Genomic DNA, 23,535 nt, shown 5'->3' with positions numbered 1-23,535 from the left:
ATGACAGGTACTCCGTCACGCCGTCGCCACCTCTCCGCGCTGCGCACGCCGCTGGGCGTCGTCACCGCGCTGCTCGCGATCACGGTGCTCGTGCTCGCGGTCGTCGCACCGATCCTGTGGACCGACTCGGCCAAGGCGGTCGACACCGACGACATCCTGGCCGGGCCGAGCGCCGAGCACTGGGCGGGCACCGACAACCTGGGCCGCGACATCGTGTTCCGGACGCTCGTGGCCACGCGCCTGTCGATCGAGCTCGCCCTCAGCGCGACGCTCATCGCCGTCGTCGTCGGGCTGGTGCTCGGCGTGGCGCCCCAGCTGCTCGGACGACGGGCGGGACGGCTCGTGACGGCGAGCATCAACATCGCCGTCGCCTTCCCGGGGCTGCTGCTCGCGCTGTTCTTCGCCGTCGTCTTCGGCATCGGTGCGACCGGCGCGGTGCTGGCGATCGGGCTGGCCGGCGCACCCTCGTTCGCGCGCCTGGTGCAGACGATGGTGGCAGGCGTCGTGTCCCTCGACTACGTCGCGGCGGCCCGCACCGCCGGTGTGGGGCGCTTCCGCATCCTGGTGCGCCACGTGCTGCCCAACGTCGCCGAGCCCCTCGTCGTGAACGCGACGATCGGCGCGGGAGGAGCGCTGCTGGCCTTCGCCGGGCTGTCGTTCCTCGGCCTCGGCGTGCAGGCACCGGCCTACGACTGGGGACGGCTGCTGTTCGACGGGGTGTCCGCCCTGTACGTCAACCCCGGTGCCGCCCTGGTGCCCGGGCTCGCGGTGCTCGTGACGGGCCTGAGCTTCAACCTGTTCGGCGAGTCGATCGCCAAGGCCGTGGGCGTCCCGACGCAGGGCACCGCCCTCGCGCCTCGGACGGTCGTGGCCCCCCGCCGCAGCACGGACCACGCGGGGCCCGCGACCGAGGCGCCCGTCGGCGGCACGGACGACGTGGTGCTCGACGTGCGCGACCTCGAGGTGGCCTTCCCGGGCGCGGACGGGCCGGTGCAGGTCGTGCGCGGCGTGACGTTCGCCGTGCGCCGGGGCGAGGCCGTCGGCATCGTCGGGGAGTCGGGGTCGGGCAAGTCGCTGACCGCCCTGGCGGTGTCGCAGCTCGTCGACGACCTGGGACAGGTCGATGCCGAGCGGCTGCGCTTCCTCGGCGAGGACCTCCTGACGTCCGACACCGCCGCCCGGCGCAAGATGCTCGGCACCTCGATGGCGATGGTCTTCCAGGACCCCATGACGTCGTTCAACCCGACGCGTCGCATCGGCGGCCAGCTGGCCGAGGTCTCGCGCCACCACCACGGTCTCGACCGCAAGCAGGCCATGGCGCGAGCCGTCGACCGTCTCGGTGCCGTGCGCATCCCCGCACCGGAGCGCCGAGCGCGGCAGTACCCGCACGAGTTCTCGGGCGGCATGCGCCAGCGGGCGATGATCGGCATGGGCATCATGGGCAGCCCGTCGCTGATCATCGCCGACGAGCCGACCACCGCCCTCGACGTCACCGTGCAGCAGCAGGTGCTCGACCTGCTCGCCGCGATCCGCCGCGAGGACGACGTGGCCCTGGTGCTGATCAGCCATGACGTCACGGTGGTGGGGGAGGTCTGCGACCGGGTGCTGGTGATGTACGCCGGACGCATCGTCGAGGACCTGCCGGCCGCCGACCTGGCCACCGCAGGACGTCACCCGTACACGCAGGCGCTCGTGGCTGCCGTGCCGTCGATGGACACCGCGCTCGACGAGCCGCTGGCGGTCATCCCCGGGCGCCCCGTCGACCCCGCCGACGTGCCGCCCGGCTGCGCGTACGCGGCCCGCTGCCCCCTCGCGACGGAACGCTGCCGTGTCGAGGACCCGCCCCTGGCCGGCGACGAGCGCGGACGGGTCGCGTGCTGGCACGCCGGCGAGCCCATCGAGCCGATGCAGCTCTCGACGACCAGGACGGACGTGCCATGAGCGAGCTGCGCTTCGAGGACCTGACGGTTCGTTACGGCGCCACCACGGCGGTCGACGACGTGAGCCTGGTCGTGCCGACCGGGCGGATCGTCGGCCTGGTGGGCGAGTCAGGCTCGGGCAAGTCGACGATGGCACGCGCCGCCGTCGGTCTGGCCCCGGTCGAGAGTGGTCGCATCCTGCTCGACGGCGAGCCCGTCCCGCTGCGAGGGCACCGGCGTCCGGTCCAGATGGTCTTCCAGGACCCGTTCTCGTCGCTCGACCCCCGCATGAGCATCGGCGAGAGCGTGGCCGAGCCGATCCCGCGGGACGTCCGGCGGGCAGCGCGCCGCGCCGAGGTGGCCCGGCTGCTCGACCTGGTGCACATCGGCTCGGCCCGCGCGGACGCCCGACCGTCCGAGATGTCGGGCGGGCAGCGGCAGCGCGTCGCCCTGGCTCGGGCCCTCGCGGCCCAGCCGGCCGTCGTCGTCGCGGACGAGATCACGTCCGCGCTCGACGTGTCGATCCAGGGCACGGTGCTCAACCTCGTGCGGGAGCTGCAGGCCGAGCTCGGCCTGTCGATCCTGTTCATCTCGCACAACCTCGCGGTCGTCCGGTACGTCGCCTCCGACGTCGCCGTCATGCACCGCGGTCGCATCGTCGAGCAGGGCCCCACGGCCCAGGTGCTCGCGACCCCCTCCCACGACTACACGCGCGACCTCCTGGCCGCCGTCCCCGGCACCACCCGACGAAGGAGTCCCCGATGACCCGACGCATGCAGCTGGACGACCTGACCCGCCTGGCGGTGCCGTCGCAGCCGGCGCTGTCACCCGACGGCACCCAGGTGGTGTACGTCCTGCGCACCCTCGACACCGAGCACGACCGCAGCCACGACGAGCTGTGGTCCGTCCCCGTCGCGGGCGGCGCCGCTCGACGTCTGACGTCGGGCCCGCACGACTCGGCACCGACGTGGTCGCCCGACGGGGCGCGCCTGGCGTTCCTGCGGGACGGACAGGTGCACGTGGTCGTCCGGGACGGCGGGGAGCCGCAGCGGCTGACCGACCTCCCGCGCGGTGCGGGCACGCCGGTGTGGAGTCCCGACGGCAGCCGCCTGGCGCTCACGGCCCCGGTCGACCCGACGGACGGCACCGGGCCGCTCGTGGCGACGCGGCTCGACTACCAGACCGACGGCGTCGGGATGTTCGGCAGCGTGCGCAACCAGGTGCACGTCGTCGACCTCGCGTCGGGAGCCTGCCGCCAGGTGACGGACGGACGTGACCACGCCGGACAGCCGGTCTGGGCACCCGACGGCAGGACCATCGCCTTCACCCGCCGGGTCGGCGACGACAGCGACCTGACGCTCCGCGCCGCGGTGCACCTGCTGGACGTCGACGACCCGAAGAGCCGCCCCCGGCTGGTCGGCTCGGCCGACGGCGTGGCCGGCACGGTCGTGCTCGACGCCGACGGCGAGCACCTGCTCGTCGTGGGGCACCCCGGCGATCCCGTGGGCCACCAGCACCTGCAGCGCGTGCCGCTGGCCGGCGGCGAGACGGTCACCCTCACGGGCCACCTCGACCGCAACGTCATGCCCGGCGCCGCGGCGTACCCCGGAGGTCGCCCGCAGCGCGACGGCCAGGGTCGCCTGCTGTTCTGCGTCCGCGACCGCGGGTGCACGCACCTGTGGGCGCTCGACGACCCGTCCACCCCGGAGGGCCTGCCGCTGCTGGCCGGCGAGGACCGGGTCGTGTCGGGCCTGTCGGTCGTGGGCTCGACGGCTGTCGTGGCGCTGACGACCGCGACCTCGTACGGCGAGATCGTCGCGCTCGACCTGACGACCGGGACGGAGTCGGTGCTGACCGACCACGGCTCGAGCGTGGCGGACGTCGAGCTGTTCCGTCCCGAGAGCCGGACGTTCACGATCTCGGACGGCACCGAGGTGCAGGGCTGGCTGCTGCGCGACCCCGAGCGTCAGGGCCCGCGGCCGCTGCTGCTCGACGTGCACGGCGGGCCGCACAACGCCTGGAACGGCGCGGCCGACGAGATGCACTTCTATCACCAGGAGCTCGTGTCGCGGGGCTGGGCGGTGCTGCTGGTCAACCCGCGCGGCAGCGACGGCTACGGCGAGGCGTTCTTCGACGGCGTCAACGGCGCCTGGGGCGTGGCCGACGCCGGCGACTTCCTCGAGCCGATCGACGCGCTGGTCGCCGACGGCATCGCCGATCCCGACCGGCTCGCGGTCACGGGCTACAGCTACGGCGGCTTCATGACGGCCTGGCTGACGGGGCACGACCAGCGCTTCAAGGCCGGCGTGGCCGGCGGCATCGTCAGCGACATGGTGAGCATGTACGGCACCGCCGACGACGGGGTGTGCCTCAGCTCGTTCGAGCTCGGCGGCGCGCCCTGGGACGAGCCTGAGCAGTACGCCGCGATGTCGCCGCTGACCACGGTCACCGACGTCACCACGCCGACCCTCGTCCTGCACGGCCTGTCCGACCTGACCTGCCCCGTCGGCCAGGCGCAGCAGTGGCACAGCGCCCTGCGGTCGCGCGGCGTGCCGACCGAGCTGGTCCTCTACCCGGACGCCTCGCACGTCTTCATCCTGGCCGGCCCGCCGTCGCAGCGCATCGACTACGGCCGCCGGGTCGTCGACTGGGTCGAGCAGCACACCGTGCGCGAGGGGCGTGCGCCGATCGACGCGGCCCACTGGGAGCGCCGCCTGCACCGGCTCGCCGAGCGCTACGGCGTGCCGGGGGCCCAGCTCGGCATCCTGCGGCTCGGCGACGGCGGGGCGGTCGAGGACGACGAGGTCGTCGTCGCGTCGCACGGCGTGCTCAGCATCGACACCGGCGCGCCCGTGACCGCCGAGTCGATCTTCCAGATCGGCTCGATCACCAAGGTCTGGACGGCGACGGTAGTGATGCAGCTGATCGACGAGGGGCTGACCGAGCTCGACACCCCGGTCGTCGAGATCGTGCCCGACCTGCGGCTGTCCGATCCCGACGTCACCAAGCGGGTGACCCTGCGCCACCTGCTCAACCACACCAGCGGCATCGACGGCGACGTCTTCACCGACACCGGCCGCGGCGACGACTGCTTGGAGAAGTACGTCGGGCTGCTCGGCGACCAGACGCAGAACCACCCCCTGGGCGCCACGTGGTCGTACTGCAACGCGGGCTTCTCGGTGCTGGGCCTGGTCATCGAGCGCCTCACCGGCACGACGTGGGACCAGGCGCTGCGCGACCGCCTGTTCACGCCGCTCGGCATGGAGCACGCCGTGACCCTGCCCGAGGACGCCCTGCTGCACGCCGCCGCGGTCGGCCACGTCACGGACGCGGGTGAGCGACGCGTCGCCCCCGTCTGGCAGCTGCCGCGGTCGATCGGACCGGCGGGACTCGTCACGGCCAACGCCGCCGACGTCCTGTCGTTCGCGCGCATGCACCTGACCGGCGGCACGGGCGCCGACGGCGTGCGTGTCCTCAGCGAGGAGTCGGCAGGGGCCATGCCGGCGCACGAGGTCGACCTCCCCGACCAGCACTCGCTGGGCGACTCGTGGGGGTTGGGCTGGATCCGCTTCGGCTGGGACGGACGGCGCGTGTACGGGCACGACGGCAACACGATCGGTCAGGCGGCCTTCCTGCGGGTGCTGCCCGAGGCGGGCCTCGCGGTCACGCTGCTGACCAACGGCGAGGGCAGCCGCGACCTGTACGAGGCCCTGTACCGCGAGATCTTCGCCGAGCTGGCCGACGTCGAGATGCCCCGACCGATCGCTCCGCCCGAGCCGGCGGTCGACGTCGACATCGCGCCGTACGTCGGGCGCTACGAGCGGTCGTCGGTGCTGATGGACGTCTTCGTCGAGGACGGGGAGCCGCGCCTGCGGACGACGTTGGTCGGGCCGCTCGCCGAGCTGTTGCCCGACCCCGTCGAGGAGCACGCCCTCGTGCCGTACTCGTCGACCATCTTCCTCACCAAGCCGCCGGAGGCCGAGAACTGGTCGCCGGTGACGTTCTTCGAGCTGCCCACCGGCGAGCGCTACCTGCACTTCGGCGTCCGGGCGACGCCCAAGGTCGACTGATGGACCTCGACGCCTTGATCGCCGACGCGCGCGACATGATCGAGTGCGAGTCGCCGTCGTCCGACCTCGCGGCGGTCGCCCGCTCGGCCGACGTCGTCGCCCGGGTGGGGGAGCGGTGGCTCGGCTCGGCGCCCGAGCGGATCGTGATCGACGGGCGGACGCACCTGCGGTGGCGCACGGGCGACCAGTCCTCCGGCGTGCTGCTGGTCGGTCACCACGACACCGTGTGGCCGATCGGGTCGCTCAAGCGCCACCCGTTCTCGGTCGACGGCGGCGTGCTGCGCGGTCCCGGGTGCTTCGACATGAAGACCGGGCTCGCGATGGCCTTCCAGGCCGCGGCCGGTCTCGACGGCGTCACGGTGCTGGTGACCGGCGACGAAGAGCTCGGCTCACCGTCGTCGCGGGCCCTGATCGAGGACGAGGCGCGTGCCGTCGGCGCGGCCCTCGTGCTGGAGGGTGCTGCCCCCGGGGGTGCGCTCAAGTCCGAGCGCAAGGGCGTGTCGCTCTACGACGTGGCCGTCGAGGGACGCGCGGCGCACGCGGGCCTCGAGCCCGAGCGCGGCGTCAACGCGACGCTGGAGCTGGCCCACCTGGCCCTCGCGGTCGCCGACCTGTCGGACGCGACCGCCGGCACGACGTCCACGCCGACGACGGCACGGTCGGGCCAGACCACCAACACGGTGCCGTCCGAGGGCTCCTTCGCGGTCGACGTGCGCGTGCGGACGCTGGCCGAGCAGGATCGGGTCGACGCGGCCATCCGGTCGCTCCGTCCGGTCATCGACGGCGCCTCGTCCGTCGTGACGGGCGGCCCCAACCGTCCGCCCATGGAGGCATGGACCTCGACCCAGCTGCTCGAGCGCGTCGCGGCGATCGCCGAACGTCTCGGCCTGGCGTGTCCGGAGGCCGTCGCGGTCGGCGGTGCGTCCGACGGCAACTTCACGGCCGGCGTCGGGACCCCGACCCTCGACGGTCTCGGTGCTGTCGGCGGTGGCGCTCACGCGGACGACGAGCACGTGCTCGTCGACGCCCTCGGGCCCCGCCTGTCGCTGGTGCGTGCCCTCGTCGTCGACGTGTTGGCGACCTCGACCAACCAGGCCCTCCAGAGTCGTGCGGTCCGACCATGACGGGGCCCGAGGATCCGCGCAGGATGGATGTCGTGACCGATACCGCGCTGCCCCCGCAGCTGGACGCCGTCCGCGACGCCGAGAGCGCCGCCGCGGCGTCCGGAGTCGTCGTCCGCGAGCTCACCGAGCTGGCCGACCTCGAACAGGTGCTGCGCCTCTACGTGCGGGTGTGGGGTCGCAGCGACAACCCGCCCATGACCCTCGAGCTGCTCAGGGCGCTGACCAAGGCCGGCAACTACGTCGGCGGCGCGTTCGTGCCCGACGGACGCCTGGTCGGCGCCTGCGTCGGCTTCTTCCATGCACCGGCCGACGATGCGATGCACAGCCACATCGCCGCCGTCGACCCCGCCATGACGGGCCGTAGCGTGGGCTTCGCCGTCAAGCTGCACCAGCGTGCGTGGGCGCTGCAGCGCAACGTGTCCGACGTGGCCTGGACGTTCGACCCGCTCGTCAGCCGCAACGCGCACTTCAACCTGGTCAAGCTGGCCGCGCGTCCGGTCGAGTACCTGCCCAACTTCTACGGCCCCATGGTTGACCTCATCAACGGCGCCGACGACACGGACCGTCTGCTGGTGCGCTGGAACCTGGTCTCGCCGGCCGTCGAGCGTGCCTGTTCCGCCGGCGCCAGCGGCACTGCCGAGCCCGTCCCGCCAGGAGCCGTGACGGCCGTCGGCATGGGGTCCGACGGATCACCCGTCCCGGGTCGGATGGGCGCGGACGTCTCGCTGGTCGCGGTGCCCGACGACATCAGCGCGCTGCGGACGTCCGACCCCGACCTGGCCCATCGGTGGCGGACGACCGTGCGGGACGCGCTGTCGGAGCTGCTCGCCGACGGGGCCCGCATCACGAGCTTCGACCGATCTGCCGGCTACGTCGTACGGAGGACCCCATGAAGTTGCACGGTGTCGAGCTGATGCACGTGTCCATGCCGCTCGTCAGCCCGTTCCGGACCTCGTTCGGCACGCAGACGACGCGCGACCTGCTGGTGCTGCGCGTCGTCGCGGCCGACGGCACCGAGGGGTGGGGCGAGTGCGTCACGATGGCCGACCCCGTGTACTCGTCGGAGTACGTCGAGGGTGCCGCCGACGTGCTGCGCCGCTACCTGGTGCCCGCGCTGGCGGCAGGAGGAGACGTCGACGCGTCCCGGGTCGCGACCACGCTGTCGCGCTTCAAGGGGCATCGCATGGCCAAGGGCGCGCTCGAGATGGGCGTGCTCGATGCCGAGCTGCGCGTCGAGGGACGGTCGTTCGCGCGAGAGCTGGGCGCCGTGCACGACACGGTGCCGTGCGGCGTCTCGGTCGGCATCATGGACAGCATCCCCGCCCTGCTGGACGCCGTCGGCGGCTACCTCGACGAGGGATACGTCCGCATCAAGCTGAAGATCGAGCCGGGCTGGGACGTCGACCCGGTGCGGGAGGTGCGCGAGCGCTTCGGCGACGACGTCCTGCTGCAGGTCGACGCGAACACCGCCTACACGCTGGCCGACGCGCGTCACCTGGCCCGGCTCGACCCCTTCGACCTGCTGCTCATCGAGCAGCCGCTCGAGGAGGAGGACATCCTCGGGCACGCCGACCTCGCGCGGCTGATCCGCACGCCGGTCTGCCTCGACGAGTCGATCGTGTCGGCGCAGTCGGCCGCTGCCGCGATCCGGCTCGGGGCCTGCCAGGTCGTCAACATCAAGCCCGGACGCGTCGGGGGATACCTCGAGTCGCGCCGCATCCACGACGTGTGCGTCGCGAACGGGGTGCCGGTGTGGTGCGGCGGGATGCTCGAGACCGGCATCGGCCGGGCTGCCAACGTGGCCCTCGCGGCGCTGCCGGGGTTCACGATGCCGGGCGACACGTCGGCGTCCGATCGCTACTACCGCACCGACATCACCGAGCCGTTCGTGCTCGACCACGGCACGCTCCCCGTGCCGACCGGGCCGGGCATCGGGGTGCTTCCCGACCCGGACCGGCTGGCCGAGGTGACGACCCGTCGCGAGTGGATACCGGCCTGACCCGGACCGATATCGTGACCCGCATGACGCTGGCCTCCACCCCGCGACCGCGCGCGAGCCTGGCGCGGGTGCTCGACGACCTCGGGGCGACACTGCTCGACCTGGTCGACGGCGACACGAGCGGCGGTGGCGAGATCTCGGGCGTCGCGATCCACGACCCCGTCGACGCGCCGGTGCTGCCGCGGCACGCCCTGGTGCTGGGGGTCGGCGTCGACGACGCCGACGAGGTGGCCCGGATGCTCGTCGACCTCGGGCAGCAGCAGGCAGCTGCCCTCGTGGTGCGGGCCCCGGTGCCGTTCACCGCCGAGGTCCGCGCTGCCGTCGCGACCTCGGGCGTCCCGCTGCTCGGCCTCAGCCGGGGTGTCCCGTGGGCGCACCTCGCGACGATGCTGCGGTCGGTGCTGGCCGAGGACGACCTGCGCGGAGCCGCTCACGAGTCCATCGGCGGACTGCCGTCGGGTGACCTGTTCGCCGTCGCCAACGCGATCTCGTCGCTGCTCGACGCGCCCGTCACGATCGAGGACCGCAGCTCGCGCGTGATCGCCTTCTCGAGCCGGCAGGACGAAGCCGATCCGTCCCGCGTCGAGACGATCCTCGGCCGGCAGGTGCCGGAGCGGTACTCGCGCATCCTCAGCGAGCGCGGCGTCTTCCGCGAGCTGCACCGGTCCGACCAGCCGGTGTTCGTCGAGGCCTTAGCCGATGAGACCGAGGCGTTCGCCATGCCGAGGGTGGCGGTGGCGGTGCGGGCCGGCGACGAGGTGCTGGGGTCGATCTGGGCGGCGGTCCCGGCGGCCTTGAGCGACGAGCGCTCGGCGGCGCTGCGCGACTCCGCGCAGCTCGTGGCCCTGCACCTGCTGCGGATGAGGGCGGGTGCCGACGTCGAGCGCCGCGTGCGGGCCGACCTGGTCGGATCGGTGCTCGAGGGCGGCTCCGGCGCACGTGAGGCGCTGGAGCGTCTCGGGCTGGCCGACTGCCAGATCGTGGTGCTGGGATTCACCGTCGCGGACACCGACGCCGACCGGCACGACGACCCCTCGGCCGCCCACGAGCGGCAACGCCTGGCCGATGCCTTCGCGATGCACCTGAGCGCCGTCAACCCGCGGTCGGCGTCGGCGCTGTTCGACGGCGTCGCCTACGCGCTGGTGGCCGTGCACGGCTCGTCCGACGACGCCGAGACACGGGTCGTCGGCATGGCCACCGACTTCCTCGGACGCATCGGCGGCCGCCTGCGTCCGGTGGTGGCGATCGGGCCGGTGACCGACGGGCTCTCCGACATCGTGCGGGCCCGCTCGACCACCGACCGCATCCTGCGGGTGCTGCGCGAGGGGCTCGGCGGTCGGTCGGTCGCCCGCCTGGTCGACGTCCAGACCGAGTCGCTGCTGATGGAGCTGCGCGACCGCGCCATCACCCGCGGCGAGCAGCTGACCGGGCCGCTCGCGCTGCTGGTCGAGTACGACCGGCAGCACGACGGACAGCTCGTCCCCACGCTGAAGGCCTGGCTCGACGCGTTCGGCGACGTCGGCAAGGCGTCGGAGGCGGTGTTCGTGCACCCCAACACGTTCCGGTACCGGCTGCGCCGCGTCCGCGAGGTGGGCGACGTCGACCTTCTCGACCCCGAGCAACGGTTCGCCCTCACGCTGCAGCTGCGGCTGTGGCCGCTCTGACGGTCCGCACGGCCGGCACCAGGGTCGCGGTGACCGCGAGCCCGACGACCGCCGCGCTGAGCGCGAGGTAGGCGGTCACGTCGAGGTGGGGCACTCCGAGCCCCAGCAGCCCGGCGCTCGTGCCGATGACGCCAGGCACGACGGCGACGGTGCCGATCGCCCACGCCGCGAACCCCGTCAGCACCGACTCGATGCCGGCCATCGCCACGAGCTGGCGCGAGGTCGCACCGCCCAGGTGGAGCAGCCGCAGCTCCTGGCGACGTCCGGCCGTGAGCAGCACGAGCGCGTTGACCGAGCCCAGCCCGACGAACACCAGCAGCATCAGCGTCAGCAGGGTCGAGAGGTGCTGCATCGCCGCGTCGGGACTCGTGGCGGAGTCGACGTAGGCGGCGGTCGTCGTCGCGTCGACCTGCGCGGACGAGAGGCGGGCGAGGACGTCCGCGGCCCGGCCGGCGCCGCCGCGCACGTCGACCAGGGCCGTGCTCACCACCGGATCGGCCCGCAGGGTCGTGACCGTCCGAGGACCAATCAGCTGGTCGCCGACGCCCAGGCCGCGGTCGAACACGGCGACGACCCGCAGGGTGGCCTCGCGACCGTCGACCCGCACGCGGATCCGGTCGCCGGTCGACCTGCCGGTCCCGAACGCGGCGTCGGAGCTGATGGCGATCGTGCCGGGAGCCGCCAGGTCGGCCAGGTCTCCGCGCGTCACGTCGGGGTCGAACGTGGAGGGATCGACGGCCGGCGGCACGACCCGCAGGGCGGTTGCCTCCCACACGAGGCTGTCGGGGAGGTCCTCGTCGTCGGTGCGCACCTCGGCCGGCACGTCGGCGAGCGGGACGACCTCGGAGACGCCCGGCACGTCGCGCAGCGCCGCGACCTGTCGCGGGGTGAGCCCCCGCTCGGAGGTCGCGACGACGTCGGTGCCGATAGCGGCGCGCAGCTGCGCCGTCGCGCCGTCGCGGACGACCCGGTCGACGGTCGTCTGGGTGGTGCCCACCGACAGCAGCAGGGCGAGGGGCACGACCACCGTGGTCAGGCGGCGAGAGAACCCGCGCAGGTTGCCCAGCGCCAGGCGGGTCGGGGCGCCGGCTGCGCCGGCACCCATCCGGGCCGTCCGGCCGAAGGTCCACTCGACGAGCAGGGGCCCGGCCAGCGCGGCCGACCCGATCAGCAGGAAGGCCGAGCTGGCGGCCAGCGCGCTGCCGGCGACGCCGGGCAGGAACAGCGGGGTGAACGCCGTCGTCAGTCCGCCGACGGCCGTGAGCAGGGCCGACACGCGCCGTGCCGTCCCGATCGGGGTCGACTCGGTGGCGCTGTCGCGGATCGCGGCGGTCGGGGGCACGCGGACGGTCTCGCGGGCGGCCAGCCGGCTCGCCAGCAGCGCGGTCGGCACCACGACGAGCACGGCGGCCAGGACCGGCAGGGGGGAGAGGGTCGAGACGAACTCCGCCGGCACGACGCCGGAGCGCCGCAGGGCCGGGTCGAGCGCGCGGGCCAGCAGCAGCCCGGGGAGGGCTCCGAGAGGCGCCGCCACGGCACTGATCATCAGCACCTCGATCGAGATCGCCCGACGCACCTGGCCCCGGGTGGCACCGACGGCGACGAGCAGGGCGAGCTCACGGCGACGGCGTCGCAGCGCGAGCGTGGTGGTGGCCGCGACGACCAGCACCACCAGGACGAGGGCGGTGCCGGCGAACGAGGACGCCAGGGTGACCAGCATGCCGCCGGTGCCGGCGGGCTCCCGCAGGCCCGACTCGACCAGGACGCCGTTGAGCGCCACGAGCGTCGAGGCGAGCGCGATGACCACGCCGGTGCCGCTCATGGCCGGCCAGTGCGCCCGCAGCGCGGACGTCGCGAGCGTGCGTGCGGCGCTCATCGGGCCACCGCCAGCAGGCGCTCGTTGACGTGCTCGGCCGTCGGTGCGGTCAGCTCGTCGACCACGAGGCCGTCGGCCAGCACCAGCACCCGCTCGGCCGCCGATGCGACCCGGCTGTCGTGCGTCACGATCACGACGGTCTGGCCGAGCCGCTGGGCGGTCGAGCGCAGGAGGTCGAGCACCGCCGCACCCGTGCGCGAGTCGAGCGCCCCGGTGGGCTCGTCGGCGAACACGACGGTGGGCCGCGCGATGAGCGCCCGTGCGATGGCCACGCGCTGCGCCTGCCCGCCCGAGAGCTGGGACGGCAGCCGGTCGAGCAGGTCGCCGAGTCCCGTCTCGGTGACGAGGTGGGCCAGCCACTCCTGGTCGGTCCGCCGTCCCGCCAGCACGGCGGGCAGCTCGATGTTGTCGCGGACGCTGAGGTGGCCGATCAGGTTGTAGGCCTGGAAGACGAAGCCGATGTGGTCGCGGCGGAAGCGCGTCAGGTCGTCGGGGGAGAGGCCGCTGATGTCGCGCTCGCCGACCACCACGCGTCCGCTCGTGGGCAGCTCGAGCCCGGCGGCGCAGTTCAGCAGCGTCGACTTGCCCGATCCTGACTGGCCCACGATCGCGGTGACGGACCCGGTGGGCAGGGTGAGCGAGACACCGCGCAGGGCATGGGCGGGCTCGGGCCCGCTGCGGTAGGTCTTGTGGACGTCCAGCAACCGGATGGCGGTCGCGGTCGGCGTCGCGGTGGTGACGGTCATGAGGTGCTCCGTAGCGTTGCGAGGTTGGTACCGGCAACGCTATGGATCAGCGCGGACGCGCTCCAGCCGCTCAGGATGCAACCGCAGCAGTTGCATCGTTCGATGCAACCGTCAGCGCTCGACGCGCACGAGCCCGTTCTGGTAGGCCCACACGACGGCCTGCAGCCGCGACTTCACGCCCAGCTTGGGCAGCATGCGCGCCAGGTGTGACTTGACGGTGGACACCTCGAGGAACAGCGACTGCGCGACCTCGTCGTTGGACATGCCCTGCGCCAGCAGCAGCAGGATGTCGACCTCGCGCGGCGTCAGCACGTCCACGCCGCGCGTGGCCACGACCGGCTGGGTGCGACGCCGCGACACCATCTCCTGCAGCACCCGCCGGGTGAGCGAGTTGTCGAGGGTGCCGTCGCCGCGGGCCACCGAGCGCACCGCGTCGACGAGCACCTCGGGCTCGGCGTCCTTGAGCAGGAATCCGGAGGCCCCGGCCTCGAGCGCGCCGAACAGGTACTCGTCGATGTCGAAGGTCGTGATGATCAGCACCGGGACGGGGTCGCTCACGCCCGGACCGCACAGCTGAGCGGTGGCGGCGATTCCGTCGGTGCCGGGCATGCGGATGTCCATGCAGACGACGTCGGCGTCGAGCGACCGGGCGGCCGCGACAGCCTCGCTGCCGTCGGCGGCGGTGCCCACGACCTCGATGTCGTCCTCGGCCCCGAGCATCGTGGCCAGCCCCGCACGGACCATGGGCTGGTCGTCGGCGATCACGACCCTGATCATGCGGCCGACGAGCAGAGCGTAGCGAGCCTCGAGGTCGTGTCGTGGTCGTCGGCCGGGTGGTACATGACCAGGACGAGGTCATCGGCTCCCTCCACGACGAGGCGCTCCTTGAAGAGCCTGAGCTCGCCCACCTCAGGATGCTGCGCGACGGTCATGGCGCCCTCGCGTGTGTGGACGTCGTGACGTGCCCAGAGCCGCCGGAACCGGTCGCTGACCAGGGAGAGCTCGCCGACGATCTGCACGAACCGCGGATCGTCGGTGTCGGTGCCGACCGACTGGCGGAAGCTCGCGACCATGAAGGCCATCGCCTGCTCGAAGTCCGGGCAGAGGGCTCGCTCCGCCGGGTCGAGGAACATCGCCAGCATGCGGTTCTCGCCCACGCGCAGGTTCGGGTTGACGGCCCGCGCCAGATCGTTGGCGACCAGCACGTCGAAGTGCCGACTCTCGACGAAGGCCGGCAGCGCGATGGACGACACCAGGCGGGCAATGCTGTCGGGCACGGTGGACGGTCGGTGCCGACGGGCGGCCCGACGAGGCCTCGGGGCGATCAGGCCGAGCAGGTAGCCCGTGGCCGTGTCGTCCAGCTGCAGGACCCGCGCCAGCGACTCGAGCACCTGGGCCGACGGGTTGCGGTCACGACCCTGCTCGAGGCGGAGGTAGTAGTCCGAGCTGATCCCGGCCAGCATCGCCACCTCCTCGCGACGCAGACCGGCGACGCGCCGCTGCCCCACGGCCGGCAGGCCGACGTCGTCGGGGCGCACCAGCTCGCGCCTGGCCCGCAGGTACTCGCCGAGGTGGTTGTCGGACGTCACATGACCACGGTACCGAAGCGGCCTCCTTCGTGACTGTCCCTGTGGCTCCTAGGAAGACCGGGGCACTGGTGCCGCGCACCGCCGGTCGTCACCGTGGAGGCATGACTACCTCACCTCTTCCGGGCGGATCGTTCACCCTCGCCGACGACCTCGCCGTCCACCGGTTCGGCTACGGCGCGATGCAGCTCGCCGGACCCGGCGTGATGGGCCCGCCGGCGGACCACGACGAAGCGGTCCGCGTGCTGCGCGCCGCCGTCGACCTGGGCATCGACCACATCGACACCAGCGACGCCTACGGGCCCTTCGCGACCAACCGGCTGATCAAGGAGGCTCTCCACCCCTACGCCGACGACCTGCGCATCGTGACGAAGGTCGGAGCGCTGCGCGACGCGGCCGGCGGCTGGCCGGCGGCCCGGTCACCGCAGCAGATCCGCGACAGCGTCCACTCGAACCTGACGAACCTCGGTGTCGACGTGCTGGACCTCGTGAACCTGCGCGTCGGCAACGCCATGGGCACCGAGGACGGCTCGCTCGAGGAGCCCTTCTCAGCGCTCGTGCAGCTTCAGCAGGAGGGGGTGATCCGGCATCTGGGCGTCAGCAACGCGACGTCCGAGCAGGTCGCGGAAGCCCGCTCGATCGCCCCGATCGTCAGCGTCCAGAACTTCTACAACCTGGCCAACCGGTGGGACGACGCGCTGATCGACGCGCTGAACGCCGACGGCATCGCCTACGTGCCGTTCTTCCCGCTCGGCGGGTTCAGCCCCCTGCAGTCCGACGCCCTGGGTGCCGTCGCCGCGCGTCACGAGTCGAGTCCGATGGCGGTGGCGCTGGCGTGGCTGCTGCGCCGCTCGCCGAACATCCTGCTGATCCCCGGCACGTCCTCGTCGGCGCACCTGCGTGAGAACGTCACCGGAGCCGGGCTGGTGCTGTCGGACGCCGACTGCTCCGAGCTCGACGCGATCACGGGGACGTGAGCTCCTGTGCACCTGGAGCTCCGCCCGACCTACTGAGGCCGCCAGCCACTCTCGTCGCGGATCGCCGCCGTGATGCGTCGACTGATCTGCCTGAGCTGCTTGGCCTGCGCGGCCGTCAGGGCGTCGAAGACCACGGCGTCGACCATCTGCGCATGGCCCGGCGTCGCCTCCGACGCGTGGGTCGCCCCGTCGTCGGTGAGGGTGGCCAAGGTGTATCGGCCGTCGGCCGGATCGGGGGAGCGCTCGACCCATCCCTTGCGCTCCAACCGCGACACCGCTCGGGACAGCCGGGACAGCGAGCTGTTGGAGTAGCTCGCGAGCGTGCTCATGCGCAGGGTGCGGTCGGGGGCCTTGAGCAGCGCGAACAGGATGCCGTACTCGAAGTGGGTGAGGCCGGAATCGCGCTGGAGCTGCGCGTCGAGCGCGGCAGGCAGCCACTCGAGCATCGTGGCCAGGGCCGACCAGGTCTCGAGGGCCTCGTCGTCCAGCTCGGTCGGTCGGTCGGCACGAGTCATGCCGACATCGTACTGACTTGACTGAGCAAGTCACAACACGCAGGATTGACTTGACTGAGCAAGTAACTACGTACCGGGAGAACATCACCACCATGGATCTACAGCTGGACGGGCAGACGGCGTTCGTGAGCGGTTCGACGCAGGGGATCGGCTACGCGATCGCGGAGGATCTCGTGCGGGAGGGTGCGCACGTCGTCGTCAACGGCCGCGAGCAGCACCGCGTCGACGACGCGGTGAGCAGGCTCCGGTCCATCCGCCCCGAGGCACGGGTCAGCGGGTTGGTCGCCGACCTCGGTGCCGCCGACGAGCTCGGGGCGCTGACCGCGTCGCTGGGCGAGATCGACATCCTCGTCAACAACGTCGGGATCTTCGGCATCGCCGCGTTCCAGGACGTCCCGGACGCCGAGTGGCAGCGCTACATCGACGTCAACCTCATGAGCGGCGTGCGGCTGTCCCGGCACGTGCTTCCCGGGATGCTCGCGAGGAACCGCGGCCGCATCATCTTCGTCAACAGCGAGTCGGGCGTGAACGTCCCCAGCGACATGCTGCCGTACGGCGTCAGCAAGGCGGCGTCGCTCGCGCTCGCCAACGGGCTGGCGAAGCTGACGCGCGGCACGGCGGTCACCGTCAACACGATCCTGGGCGGGCCGACCTACTCGGACGGCGTGGCGGGCAGCATCGCCCAGATCGCGGAGAGCCAGTCGATGTCGAGCGACGACCTGAAGGCGATGATCATGGGCGGGCACGCGACGACGCTGCTCCAACGATTCATCGATCCCCGAGAGATCAGCAGCCTGGCGCTCTACCTCGCGAGCCCTCTGTCGTCCGCCACGAACGGTGCGGCGCTGCGCGCCGACGGCGGCGCGCTGACCTCGCTCACCTGAGGGCACTACGTCGCGTCGAGCGGGACGGTGAGCCGGACGGTCCAGCCGCCGTCGGCATCGAGCCCGACCGACAGCCGGGCGTCGGTCAGCTCGGCGCGCTCCCGCATGCCCACGATGCCGAAGCCGCCGCCGGGCACGGACGGCGTCGCCGTCGCGGTGGGTGCGAGGGGTGCGGCGTTGTGCACGACGATGACCACCGCATCGGCCGCCCGGGCGTCGACGACCACCTCGCACGGCGCACCGGGCGCGTGCCGGGCCGCGTTGGTCAGCGACTCCTGGACGGTGCGGTAGGCGGCCAGCTGGGCGAGCGGCCCGATCGGGAGGGTGGCGAGGTCGTCCGCGGCGACGCCCAGCACCGAGAGCGTCACGTCGCGCCCGGCGACGCGTGCGGCGGAGACCAGGGCGGGGACGCCCTCGAGCGTCTCGGGCTCGGTGCCGTGGCCGGGCTCGGCGTCGCGCAGCAGGGCCACCAGGCTGCGCAGGTCCTTGAGCATCGCGGTGCTCTGCTGGCGCACCTGGCGCACCGCCTCCTTGGCGCCGGCGGGGTCGGTGTCGATCTGCCGGTCGAGCGCGCCGGTCATGACGGTGATGCCCGAGAGGTGGTGGGCGGCGATGTCGTGCAGCTCGCGGGCCATCGCCATCCGCTCGCGGGCCACCGCGGCCTGGGCGAGGGCCGTCTGCTCGCCGGCGAGGGCGAGGTCCCGACCGGCCCGGGCCTGCACCGTGTCGCGCCGGGTCCGCACCACGGCGCCGACGAGCACGGCGAGCGAGACGGTCCCCAGACCCTGCAGCGCGGCCGTGCCGATCGCCCCGGACGTCCACCCGTCGACGGTGAGGCCCCTCACCACCTCGCCCAGCCCGACGAGCAGCGCGGCGCCGGCCAGCGGCCCGGCCGACTCGCGCCACGAGGTCGTCAGCACGACCGTGCCGGCGGCGATCAGGACCGCCACCGACGTGACGCCCGTGGCGACACCGAGCCCGGCTGCCGCCGCGACGGGAGCGACCGCCGCCACAGCCAGCAGGGCCAGGCGCGGTGACGCGGCGACCCGCAGCAGCACGAGGGCCTGCACCGAGACGGCGACCAGGCCGGCGACGAGCTGCGACGCCCCGAAGCCCGCGGCGTCGGGCAGCTCGCCGGGCGCCACCGACGCGACGACGCCCACGCCCGCGAGCAGCAGCACGGACACGCCCCAGCCCGTCAACGCGGCGGCGGTTCGCATCGTGCTCATCGGGCCCACGGTATCCACTACCGTGAGCCGATGTCCGACGAGACGCCCGACCCGCGGTCCGAGCCCGTCCGCACCGCCGAGGTGACGGTCGCCGCCTACCAGTGGGACCAGTGGCGCGCGTCGGCCGTCTCGGCCGTCGAGCGAGCGCGGCGGGTGGCAGCTGTGGCGGCGATCGGCGTCGGCCTCGTGGTGGGTGTCGTCGGACTCGTGTGGCTGCCCGGCACCGCCAAGTTCTCGGTGGCGCTCTACACGCCGCTGGTGGCCTGGGCGGCCTGGACGGTGACGCGCACCTGGATGGCCGGCAGGCGCCTCGGGTCGGCTGTCCATGGCCTCCGGACGCTCGTGGTGCCGCCGCTGCTCGACACCGTCGACACCGCGAACCTCGTCTCGCTGCTGCGCAACGGGGGCACCCTCGTGACGGCCCGCTCGACCGTGATCGTCGCCGAGCGCCGCGAGTCGCTGGTCGCGCTCGTCGCCTCCCAGTACGACGTCAGCCACGTTCCGCTCAACATCCCGACGGGTGGTTTCGGCCCCTGACGGCGGATGCCTGTAGGTTCTTGCCCACCGCGGGGAGGTAGCTCAGCCGGTTAGAGCAGGGGACTCATAATCCCTGGGTCGCGGGTTCGAGCCCCGCCCTCCCTACTGACCGTGTCGCTACCGATCCCAGGGGCCAGCCATGCGCGAAGCAGTGATCTTCGACCTCGACGGCACGCTGTGCGACACGTCCGAGATCGTCCACCTCATCGAAGGCGACGACAAGGACTTCGCGGCGTTCCACGCGGCGTCCGCCGACTGCCCGGCGCACGTCGACGTCGTGGCCGCCGCGCAGCGGCAGGCCGCGCTCGGCCGGGCGGTGCTCGTGGTCACCTCGCGGGAGTTCGTCTGGCGCGACGTCTCGCTCGACTGGCTGGCGGCCCACGACGTCCCGCACGACGCCCTGCACATGCGCATCGTCGGCGACTACCGCAAGGACGTCGTGGTCAAGCAGGAGATCCTGCAGCAGATCGCCGACGACGGCTACACGGTCGTCGAGGCCTGGGACGACGCACCCGCGGTGGTCGACCTGTGGCGCGAGAACGGCATCACGGTGCACGTCGTCGGCTGACGCACGCCGACGTCAGAGGTCGAAGGTGCCGCGCTGGGCCTCGGGGACGAGCTCGAGGTACTCAGGGTGGTCGCGGATGACCTTGGGCACGAACGGGCAGTACGGCAGCACCGTGCCGCCACGCGCGGCGATCTCGTCGAGCGTCCCGACGATGAGCTGCGTGCCGATGCCGCGCCCGCCGAACTCCGGCAGCACGCGGGTGTGGGGGAGGGCGTACTCGTCGCCGTCCTTGCGGTAGTCGACGTAGCCGGCGAGCCGTTGGTCGACCAGGATCTCGAAGCGCGACTCGGCTGCGTTGTCCTGCACGGTGGTCGTCATCCGACGCTCCTTGGGGGTTGAGGTTGTCCGCACCCGCCAACGTACGTCACAATGTCCTCAGGTGCTCTCAAGACGCTGGGGAAGGCGAACTAGGGAGGCACCATGAACATGTCTTTGCCGACGACCCCCACCCGGGGAGTGCTCTTCATCCACTCCTCGGTCTCTGCGCTGTGCCCGCACGTCGAGTGGGCCGTGGCAGGCGTGCTCGGCGGCACTCCCGATCTGGCCTGGGTGGCGCAGCCCGCCGAGCCCGGCACCTACCGCGCCGAGCTGTCGTGGCAGGCGCCCGCCGGCACGTCCGCCAAGCTCGCCTCGGCCCTGCGTGGCTGGGAGCAGCTGCGCTTCGAGGTCACCGAGGAGCCGACGGCGTCCAGCGAGGGCGCGCGCTACTCGTACACCCCGAAGCTCGGCATCTTCCACGCGCTGACCGGCCTGCACGGCGACGTGCTGATCCCCGAGGACCGGATCAAGGCCTTCCGCGTCAAGGCCTCGCTCGGCGAGGTCGACCTCGAGACCGCCCTCGACGGCCTGCTGGGCCTGGAGTGGGACGCCGAGCTCGAGCCGTTCCGCCACGCAGGCGAGGGCGCTCCGGTGCGCTGGCTTCACCAGGTGATCTGAGCGGCGTCAGCCGATCTCGACCTTGATCGACGGGGTCTTCTGGCCCGAGGCCTTGTTGACCACGCGGAACTCGCGCACGCCGGTGCGCGAGGTGTAGAGCTCGGTGCGGAAGATGCCGCCGTCGCGCACCTTGGTCTGGATCGGGAACACGTCCCACGATCCCGATCCGCCGTCCTTGACCTCGACCTGCAGGTCCTGGCCGTCGGTGCTGCCCGGGAACGCGCCGCTCAGCAGGAAGCGCTCGCCGGGTGAGACCCGCTCGCTGGACGTCGTGATGGTGGGCTTGGGGTCCTCGGTGGGGCTGGCCGGCGCCGGTGTCGTCTCCTCGACGGCCTCGGGGGTCGGTGTGGGCGTGGGGCTCGCGCCGATCGGTGGCAGGTCGACGTCGGCGATGCCCGAGGCGCTGACCAGTGCCGCCCCGCCGAGACCGAGCACGCCTCCGATGATGAGGCCGAAGAAGATGAAGGTCGCCGCAAAGCTGCCGAGGCGGCGCTTGCGCACCTCGGGTGCTGCAGTCACGATCGGCGCGGGCTTGGCCGACGGAGCAGGAGCCGGCGCCGGACGATCGGCGGCGGACTGGGCGATGACGGCGTCGATCGCGTCCTGGACGGTCGTCATCGAGTCGATCGCCGCATCGGACAGACGCACGCCGAACCGGCGTCCGAGCTCTTCGCCGACCTCGACGATCGTGAGGGAGTCGGTGCCCAGCTCGGCCAGGATCGCGGTGGGCACGACGGCGTCGGCGGGGCAGCTGACCACCCGCACGAGGATGTCGGTCAGTTGCTCATGGACCGAGGATGGAGAAGGCACCCTTGCAGTCTAGCGACGCGGCAGCGTGATCCGGCCCTAGACTGGCGCGATGGAGAGCATCGAGGACGTCCAGTACGTCGTGGTGCACGGCTATCGCAGGGCCTTTCGCATCGCGGGGTCCGGGCCGGCGCTGCTGATGCTGCACGGGCTCGCCTGCGACTCGTCCACGTGGGTCGACGTCATGCCGCGGCTCGCCGAGCACTACACCGTCATCGCTCCCGATCTGCTGGGCCACGGCGAGTCCGACAAGCCGGATGCCGACTACTCGCTCGGCGGCTACGCCAACGGCATGCGCGACCTGCTGACGGTGCTGGGCATCGACAAGGTCACGGTGGTCGGTCACAGCTTCGGCGGTGGCGTGGCGATGCAGTTCGCCTACCAGTTCCCCGACCGCACCGAGCGGGTCGTGCTGGTGTCCACGGGCGGGCTCGGCAAGGAGGTCACGCCCCTCATCCGGTTCCTGACCGTCCCGGGCAGCGGGCTCGCGATCGCCGCCGCGACACTCCGCCCGTGGCGGCCCCTGGTCAGCGGTGCGCTCACCTCGATGTCGAAGCTGCCCATCAGCGCCACGCGCGACCTCGGCGAGGTTGCCCGCATCTACGAGGCGCTGGCCGATCCCGCCCAGCGCACCGCGGTGCAGCGCGTCACCAGCCACGTGCTCAACTGGCGCGGCCAGTACGTCACCATGACCGATCGCAGCTACCTGGCCCGTCTGATGCCGGTGCTGGTCATCTGGGGCCGCGACGACATGGTCATCCCCGCCTCGCACGCCGACTCGGCGCCCACCCAGGTCTCGGACGTCCACGTGCTCGAGGACTCAGGGCACTTCCCGCACCGCGACCACCCGGAGGAGTTCGCCCGCATCGTGGTCGAGTTCGTCGAGTCGAACCCTCCGGCGACCTACCACCGCGGACGGTGGAGGGCCCTGCTGCGCCGCGGCGACCAGTACCAGCTCGAGAGCGTCGATCCGGCGGCGGCGGTCCCCGTGGCCGCCGCCGAGCCGGCGATCAGCTGACGGGCTCTGCCTGCTCCTGCTCGGCAGCCTCGAGACGTCGACGCTTCTGGCGTCTGGTGTTGCCGGTGGCCCAGGCGCCGACCGCCACGGCGATCCAGCCGATGAGCACGCCGCCGATGTCGTCGGCGACGTAGTGCCAGCCGAGGTACAGGGTCGCCGTGACCGTGAAGGCCAGGTAGACCCACGCGGTGTAGCGGATGGCGCGGGCGATGCCTGCGTAGTGCAGGAAGAGCGCGAGCGTGAAGACGACCGAGACGTGCAGGGACGCGAAGCCTGCGATGCCGAAGATCTTGTCGCCCTGCGGGTCCTCCTTGAAGCCGAACGCACCACGCAGCAGTGACATCTGCAGCTGCGTCGCACCGTTCTCGGGCAGGTCGGCGAACCGTTGGGGCTCGTAGAACGCGGGGCCGAGGGTCGGCAGGCTGTAGTAGCTGACGACGCCGAGCACCCAGTTCAGGCTCACGGCCGTCGCGTACCAGGCACCGACGGTGACGTCGCGGTGCAGGACGAGCACCGCGGCGACCGTGATGGGGACGACGGGCAGGTAGAGCACGTACAGCACGGCCAGCACCTGGGCGGCGATCGTGGTGCCGAGCAGCGAGTGGAGCACCTCGGCGGGGTTGTTGCCGAAGAACAAGAAGTGGTCGAGCTCGAGCAGCGCTCGGTCGTGGACGGTGTCGCCGCCGATCAGCGGTAGATAGCTCTTGAGGTTCCGGTAGCTGACGTAGCAGATGTAGAACGAGACCATGCCGGTCGCGGCGTAGCCGACCCGTTTGAGCGTCCACTCGTCACGAACGATCGTGCGCATGCCCGAGAGCATGTGCTTGACCCCGTAGCGGTGGATCGCCTGAGGTGCGAGACCTGCCGCGAACAGCAGCAGGCCGAGCATCGGCAGACGGATGTAGGCCGGGCCGAGAAAGCCCTCGGGGTCTTTCAGGCCGACGTTGAGGTCTTGCGAGAAGTAGATCGCGGTGGCGCCGACGCCCATCGACAGGCAGAACGCGAAGGCGTACGGCCAGGAGAGGAACGCGCGGAACCAGCGGGGCATGGACGCCATCCTAGGCGCCCATGCCCAACCTC

At 72.4% G+C, this 23,535-nt stretch carries 22 protein-coding genes and 1 tRNA gene; 14 read left to right on the top strand and 9 right to left on the bottom strand.

Annotation, left to right across the window (positions count from 1 at the left end; translation table 11 throughout):
- Genes DX116_RS15700 through DX116_RS15670 form a run of 7 tightly spaced genes read left to right on the top strand, consistent with a single transcriptional unit; the run spans position 1 to position 10,776 of the window.
- The gene (locus DX116_RS15700; protein ID WP_119705154.1) at positions 1–1,941 is read left to right on the top strand and encodes a dipeptide/oligopeptide/nickel ABC transporter permease/ATP-binding protein; all 1,941 of its coding nucleotides are present in this window, start codon (positions 1–3) and stop codon (positions 1,939–1,941) included.
- Positions 1,938–2,684: an ABC transporter ATP-binding protein gene (locus DX116_RS15695; protein WP_119705153.1), complete on the top strand. Its 747-nt coding sequence runs from the start codon at positions 1,938–1,940 to the stop codon at positions 2,682–2,684. Before DX116_RS15700 ends, DX116_RS15695 begins: the two co-directional genes overlap by 4 nt.
- The gene (locus DX116_RS15690; RefSeq protein ID WP_119705152.1) at positions 2,681–5,989 is read left to right on the top strand and encodes a serine hydrolase; all 3,309 of its coding nucleotides are present in this window, start codon (positions 2,681–2,683) and stop codon (positions 5,987–5,989) included. Before DX116_RS15695 ends, DX116_RS15690 begins: the two co-directional genes overlap by 4 nt.
- The gene (locus tag DX116_RS15685) at positions 5,989–7,113 is read left to right on the top strand and encodes a M20 family metallopeptidase (RefSeq protein ID WP_119705151.1); all 1,125 of its coding nucleotides are present in this window, start codon (positions 5,989–5,991) and stop codon (positions 7,111–7,113) included. The genes DX116_RS15690 and DX116_RS15685 overlap by 1 nt, the downstream gene beginning before the upstream one ends.
- Positions 7,114–7,136: 23 nt before the next feature.
- Positions 7,137–8,006, top strand: coding sequence for a GNAT family N-acetyltransferase (locus tag DX116_RS15680; RefSeq protein WP_119705150.1), 870 nt, complete (start codon positions 7,137–7,139; stop codon positions 8,004–8,006).
- Complete coding sequence (gene menC / locus DX116_RS15675; RefSeq protein WP_119705149.1) at positions 8,003–9,112, top strand: o-succinylbenzoate synthase; 1,110 nt, start codon at positions 8,003–8,005, stop codon at positions 9,110–9,112. Before DX116_RS15680 ends, menC begins: the two co-directional genes overlap by 4 nt.
- A gap of 23 nt (positions 9,113–9,135) precedes the next feature.
- The gene (locus tag DX116_RS15670) at positions 9,136–10,776 is read left to right on the top strand and encodes a PucR family transcriptional regulator (RefSeq protein WP_119705148.1); all 1,641 of its coding nucleotides are present in this window, start codon (positions 9,136–9,138) and stop codon (positions 10,774–10,776) included.
- On the opposite strand, the gene DX116_RS15665 is transcribed toward DX116_RS15670, so the two are convergent.
- The 4 genes from DX116_RS15665 to DX116_RS15650 all read right to left on the bottom strand — a co-directional run bounded on the left by DX116_RS15665 (position 10,745) and on the right by DX116_RS15650 (position 14,987).
- Positions 10,745–12,652: an FtsX-like permease family protein gene (locus DX116_RS15665; protein ID WP_119705147.1), complete on the bottom strand. Its 1,908-nt coding sequence runs from the start codon at positions 12,650–12,652 to the stop codon at positions 10,745–10,747. The two genes, DX116_RS15670 and DX116_RS15665, sit on opposite strands and share 32 nt — an antisense overlap.
- The gene (locus DX116_RS15660) at positions 12,649–13,398 is read right to left on the bottom strand and encodes an ABC transporter ATP-binding protein (protein ID WP_119705146.1); all 750 of its coding nucleotides are present in this window, start codon (positions 13,396–13,398) and stop codon (positions 12,649–12,651) included. Before DX116_RS15660 ends, DX116_RS15665 begins: the two co-directional genes overlap by 4 nt.
- Positions 13,399–13,509: 111 nt before the next feature.
- Entirely contained in the window at positions 13,510–14,163 is a 654-nt protein-coding gene (locus tag DX116_RS15655) for a response regulator (RefSeq protein ID WP_378018844.1), read from the bottom strand.
- Positions 14,164–14,171: 8 nt separating this feature from the next.
- Positions 14,172–14,987 (bottom strand): helix-turn-helix transcriptional regulator, encoded by an 816-nt coding sequence (locus DX116_RS15650; protein ID WP_119705144.1) that lies wholly within the window; start codon positions 14,985–14,987, stop codon positions 14,172–14,174.
- A 101-nt stretch (positions 14,988–15,088) separates the two neighbouring features.
- Between DX116_RS15650 and DX116_RS15645 the strand changes: the two genes are divergently transcribed.
- Complete coding sequence (locus DX116_RS15645) at positions 15,089–15,961, top strand: oxidoreductase (RefSeq protein WP_119705143.1); 873 nt, start codon at positions 15,089–15,091, stop codon at positions 15,959–15,961.
- A gap of 29 nt (positions 15,962–15,990) precedes the next feature.
- Here the strand turns inward: DX116_RS15645 and DX116_RS15640 are convergent, their stop codons facing one another.
- Positions 15,991–16,476 carry a MarR family winged helix-turn-helix transcriptional regulator gene (locus DX116_RS15640; protein WP_199716098.1) on the bottom strand — a complete coding sequence of 162 codons (486 nt, stop codon included), beginning with the start codon at positions 16,474–16,476 and terminating at the stop codon, positions 15,991–15,993.
- 92 nt (positions 16,477–16,568) lie between these two features.
- Between DX116_RS15640 and DX116_RS15635 the strand changes: the two genes are divergently transcribed.
- Complete coding sequence (locus tag DX116_RS15635) at positions 16,569–17,360, top strand: SDR family NAD(P)-dependent oxidoreductase (RefSeq protein WP_119705142.1); 792 nt, start codon at positions 16,569–16,571, stop codon at positions 17,358–17,360.
- A 5-nt stretch (positions 17,361–17,365) separates the two neighbouring features.
- On the opposite strand, the gene DX116_RS15630 is transcribed toward DX116_RS15635, so the two are convergent.
- Positions 17,366–18,589 (bottom strand): sensor histidine kinase, encoded by a 1,224-nt coding sequence (locus DX116_RS15630; protein ID WP_119705141.1) that lies wholly within the window; start codon positions 18,587–18,589, stop codon positions 17,366–17,368.
- A 30-nt stretch (positions 18,590–18,619) separates the two neighbouring features.
- Here DX116_RS15630 and DX116_RS15625 point away from each other — a divergent pair, with 30 nt between their 5' ends.
- The 3 genes from DX116_RS15625 to DX116_RS15615 all read left to right on the top strand — a co-directional run bounded on the left by DX116_RS15625 (position 18,620) and on the right by DX116_RS15615 (position 19,694).
- Complete coding sequence (locus DX116_RS15625; protein WP_119705140.1) at positions 18,620–19,126, top strand: hypothetical protein; 507 nt, start codon at positions 18,620–18,622, stop codon at positions 19,124–19,126.
- Positions 19,127–19,157: 31 nt separating this feature from the next.
- Positions 19,158–19,231, top strand: a tRNA-Met gene (locus DX116_RS15620).
- Positions 19,232–19,265: 34 nt separating this feature from the next.
- The gene (locus DX116_RS15615; RefSeq protein WP_119705139.1) at positions 19,266–19,694 is read left to right on the top strand and encodes a phosphatase domain-containing protein; all 429 of its coding nucleotides are present in this window, start codon (positions 19,266–19,268) and stop codon (positions 19,692–19,694) included.
- 12 nt (positions 19,695–19,706) lie between these two features.
- Here DX116_RS15615 and DX116_RS15610 read toward each other — a convergent pair whose 3' ends face one another.
- Positions 19,707–20,045 carry a GNAT family N-acetyltransferase gene (locus tag DX116_RS15610; RefSeq protein WP_267897697.1) on the bottom strand — a complete coding sequence of 113 codons (339 nt, stop codon included), beginning with the start codon at positions 20,043–20,045 and terminating at the stop codon, positions 19,707–19,709.
- A gap of 69 nt (positions 20,046–20,114) precedes the next feature.
- Here DX116_RS15610 and DX116_RS15605 point away from each other — a divergent pair, with 69 nt between their 5' ends.
- Entirely contained in the window at positions 20,115–20,630 is a 516-nt protein-coding gene (locus DX116_RS15605; protein WP_456047851.1) for a DUF3145 domain-containing protein, read from the top strand.
- Positions 20,631–20,636: 6 nt separating this feature from the next.
- Here the strand turns inward: DX116_RS15605 and DX116_RS15600 are convergent, their stop codons facing one another.
- Positions 20,637–21,440, bottom strand: coding sequence for an acyl carrier protein (locus tag DX116_RS15600; RefSeq protein ID WP_119705137.1), 804 nt, complete (start codon positions 21,438–21,440; stop codon positions 20,637–20,639).
- 49 nt (positions 21,441–21,489) lie between these two features.
- Here DX116_RS15600 and DX116_RS15595 point away from each other — a divergent pair, with 49 nt between their 5' ends.
- Positions 21,490–22,455: an alpha/beta fold hydrolase gene (locus tag DX116_RS15595; protein ID WP_119705136.1), complete on the top strand. Its 966-nt coding sequence runs from the start codon at positions 21,490–21,492 to the stop codon at positions 22,453–22,455.
- Here the strand turns inward: DX116_RS15595 and DX116_RS15590 are convergent.
- The gene (locus DX116_RS15590; RefSeq protein WP_158592016.1) at positions 22,448–23,503 is read right to left on the bottom strand and encodes a phosphatase PAP2 family protein; all 1,056 of its coding nucleotides are present in this window, start codon (positions 23,501–23,503) and stop codon (positions 22,448–22,450) included. The two genes, DX116_RS15595 and DX116_RS15590, sit on opposite strands and share 8 nt — an antisense overlap.
- Between the last annotated feature and the right edge of the window lie 32 nt (positions 23,504–23,535).

The sequence above is a fragment of the Aeromicrobium endophyticum genome (genome assembly GCF_003586285.1).
In the GTDB taxonomy this organism is placed as follows: domain Bacteria; phylum Actinomycetota; class Actinomycetes; order Propionibacteriales; family Nocardioidaceae; genus Aeromicrobium; species Aeromicrobium endophyticum.
Note: the sequence above shows the minus strand (reverse complement) of the source record. Positions and strands in the feature narration are given on the sequence as shown.

Excerpts from the sequence above, each read along its gene's own strand:
- DX116_RS15685 (WP_119705151.1), top strand. The coding sequence starts at position 5,989 with ATGGACCTCGACGCCTTGATCGCCGACGCGCGCGACATGATCGAGTGC.
- DX116_RS15700 (WP_119705154.1), top strand. The coding sequence starts at position 1 with ATGACAGGTACTCCGTCACGCCGTCGCCACCTCTCCGCGCTGCGCACG.
- DX116_RS15690 (WP_119705152.1), top strand. The coding sequence starts at position 2,681 with ATGACCCGACGCATGCAGCTGGACGACCTGACCCGCCTGGCGGTGCCG.
- DX116_RS15645 (WP_119705143.1), top strand. The coding sequence starts at position 15,089 with ATGACTACCTCACCTCTTCCGGGCGGATCGTTCACCCTCGCCGACGAC.
- DX116_RS15630 (WP_119705141.1), bottom strand. The coding sequence starts at position 18,589 with ATGAGCACGATGCGAACCGCCGCCGCGTTGACGGGCTGGGGCGTGTCC.
- DX116_RS15660 (WP_119705146.1), bottom strand. The coding sequence starts at position 13,398 with ATGACCGTCACCACCGCGACGCCGACCGCGACCGCCATCCGGTTGCTG.
- DX116_RS15670 (WP_119705148.1), top strand. The coding sequence starts at position 9,136 with ATGACGCTGGCCTCCACCCCGCGACCGCGCGCGAGCCTGGCGCGGGTG.
- DX116_RS15635 (WP_119705142.1), top strand. The coding sequence starts at position 16,569 with ATGGATCTACAGCTGGACGGGCAGACGGCGTTCGTGAGCGGTTCGACG.
- menC (WP_119705149.1), top strand. The coding sequence starts at position 8,003 with ATGAAGTTGCACGGTGTCGAGCTGATGCACGTGTCCATGCCGCTCGTC.
- DX116_RS15605 (WP_456047851.1), top strand. The coding sequence starts at position 20,115 with ATGAACATGTCTTTGCCGACGACCCCCACCCGGGGAGTGCTCTTCATC.
- DX116_RS15625 (WP_119705140.1), top strand. The coding sequence starts at position 18,620 with ATGTCCGACGAGACGCCCGACCCGCGGTCCGAGCCCGTCCGCACCGCC.
- DX116_RS15590 (WP_158592016.1), bottom strand. The coding sequence starts at position 23,503 with ATGCCCCGCTGGTTCCGCGCGTTCCTCTCCTGGCCGTACGCCTTCGCG.
- DX116_RS15665 (WP_119705147.1), bottom strand. The coding sequence starts at position 12,652 with ATGAGCGCCGCACGCACGCTCGCGACGTCCGCGCTGCGGGCGCACTGG.
- DX116_RS15680 (WP_119705150.1), top strand. The coding sequence starts at position 7,137 with ATGGATGTCGTGACCGATACCGCGCTGCCCCCGCAGCTGGACGCCGTC.
- DX116_RS15640 (WP_199716098.1), bottom strand. The coding sequence starts at position 16,476 with ATGACTCGTGCCGACCGACCGACCGAGCTGGACGACGAGGCCCTCGAG.
- DX116_RS15615 (WP_119705139.1), top strand. The coding sequence starts at position 19,266 with ATGCGCGAAGCAGTGATCTTCGACCTCGACGGCACGCTGTGCGACACG.
- DX116_RS15695 (WP_119705153.1), top strand. The coding sequence starts at position 1,938 with ATGAGCGAGCTGCGCTTCGAGGACCTGACGGTTCGTTACGGCGCCACC.
- DX116_RS15595 (WP_119705136.1), top strand. The coding sequence starts at position 21,490 with ATGGAGAGCATCGAGGACGTCCAGTACGTCGTGGTGCACGGCTATCGC.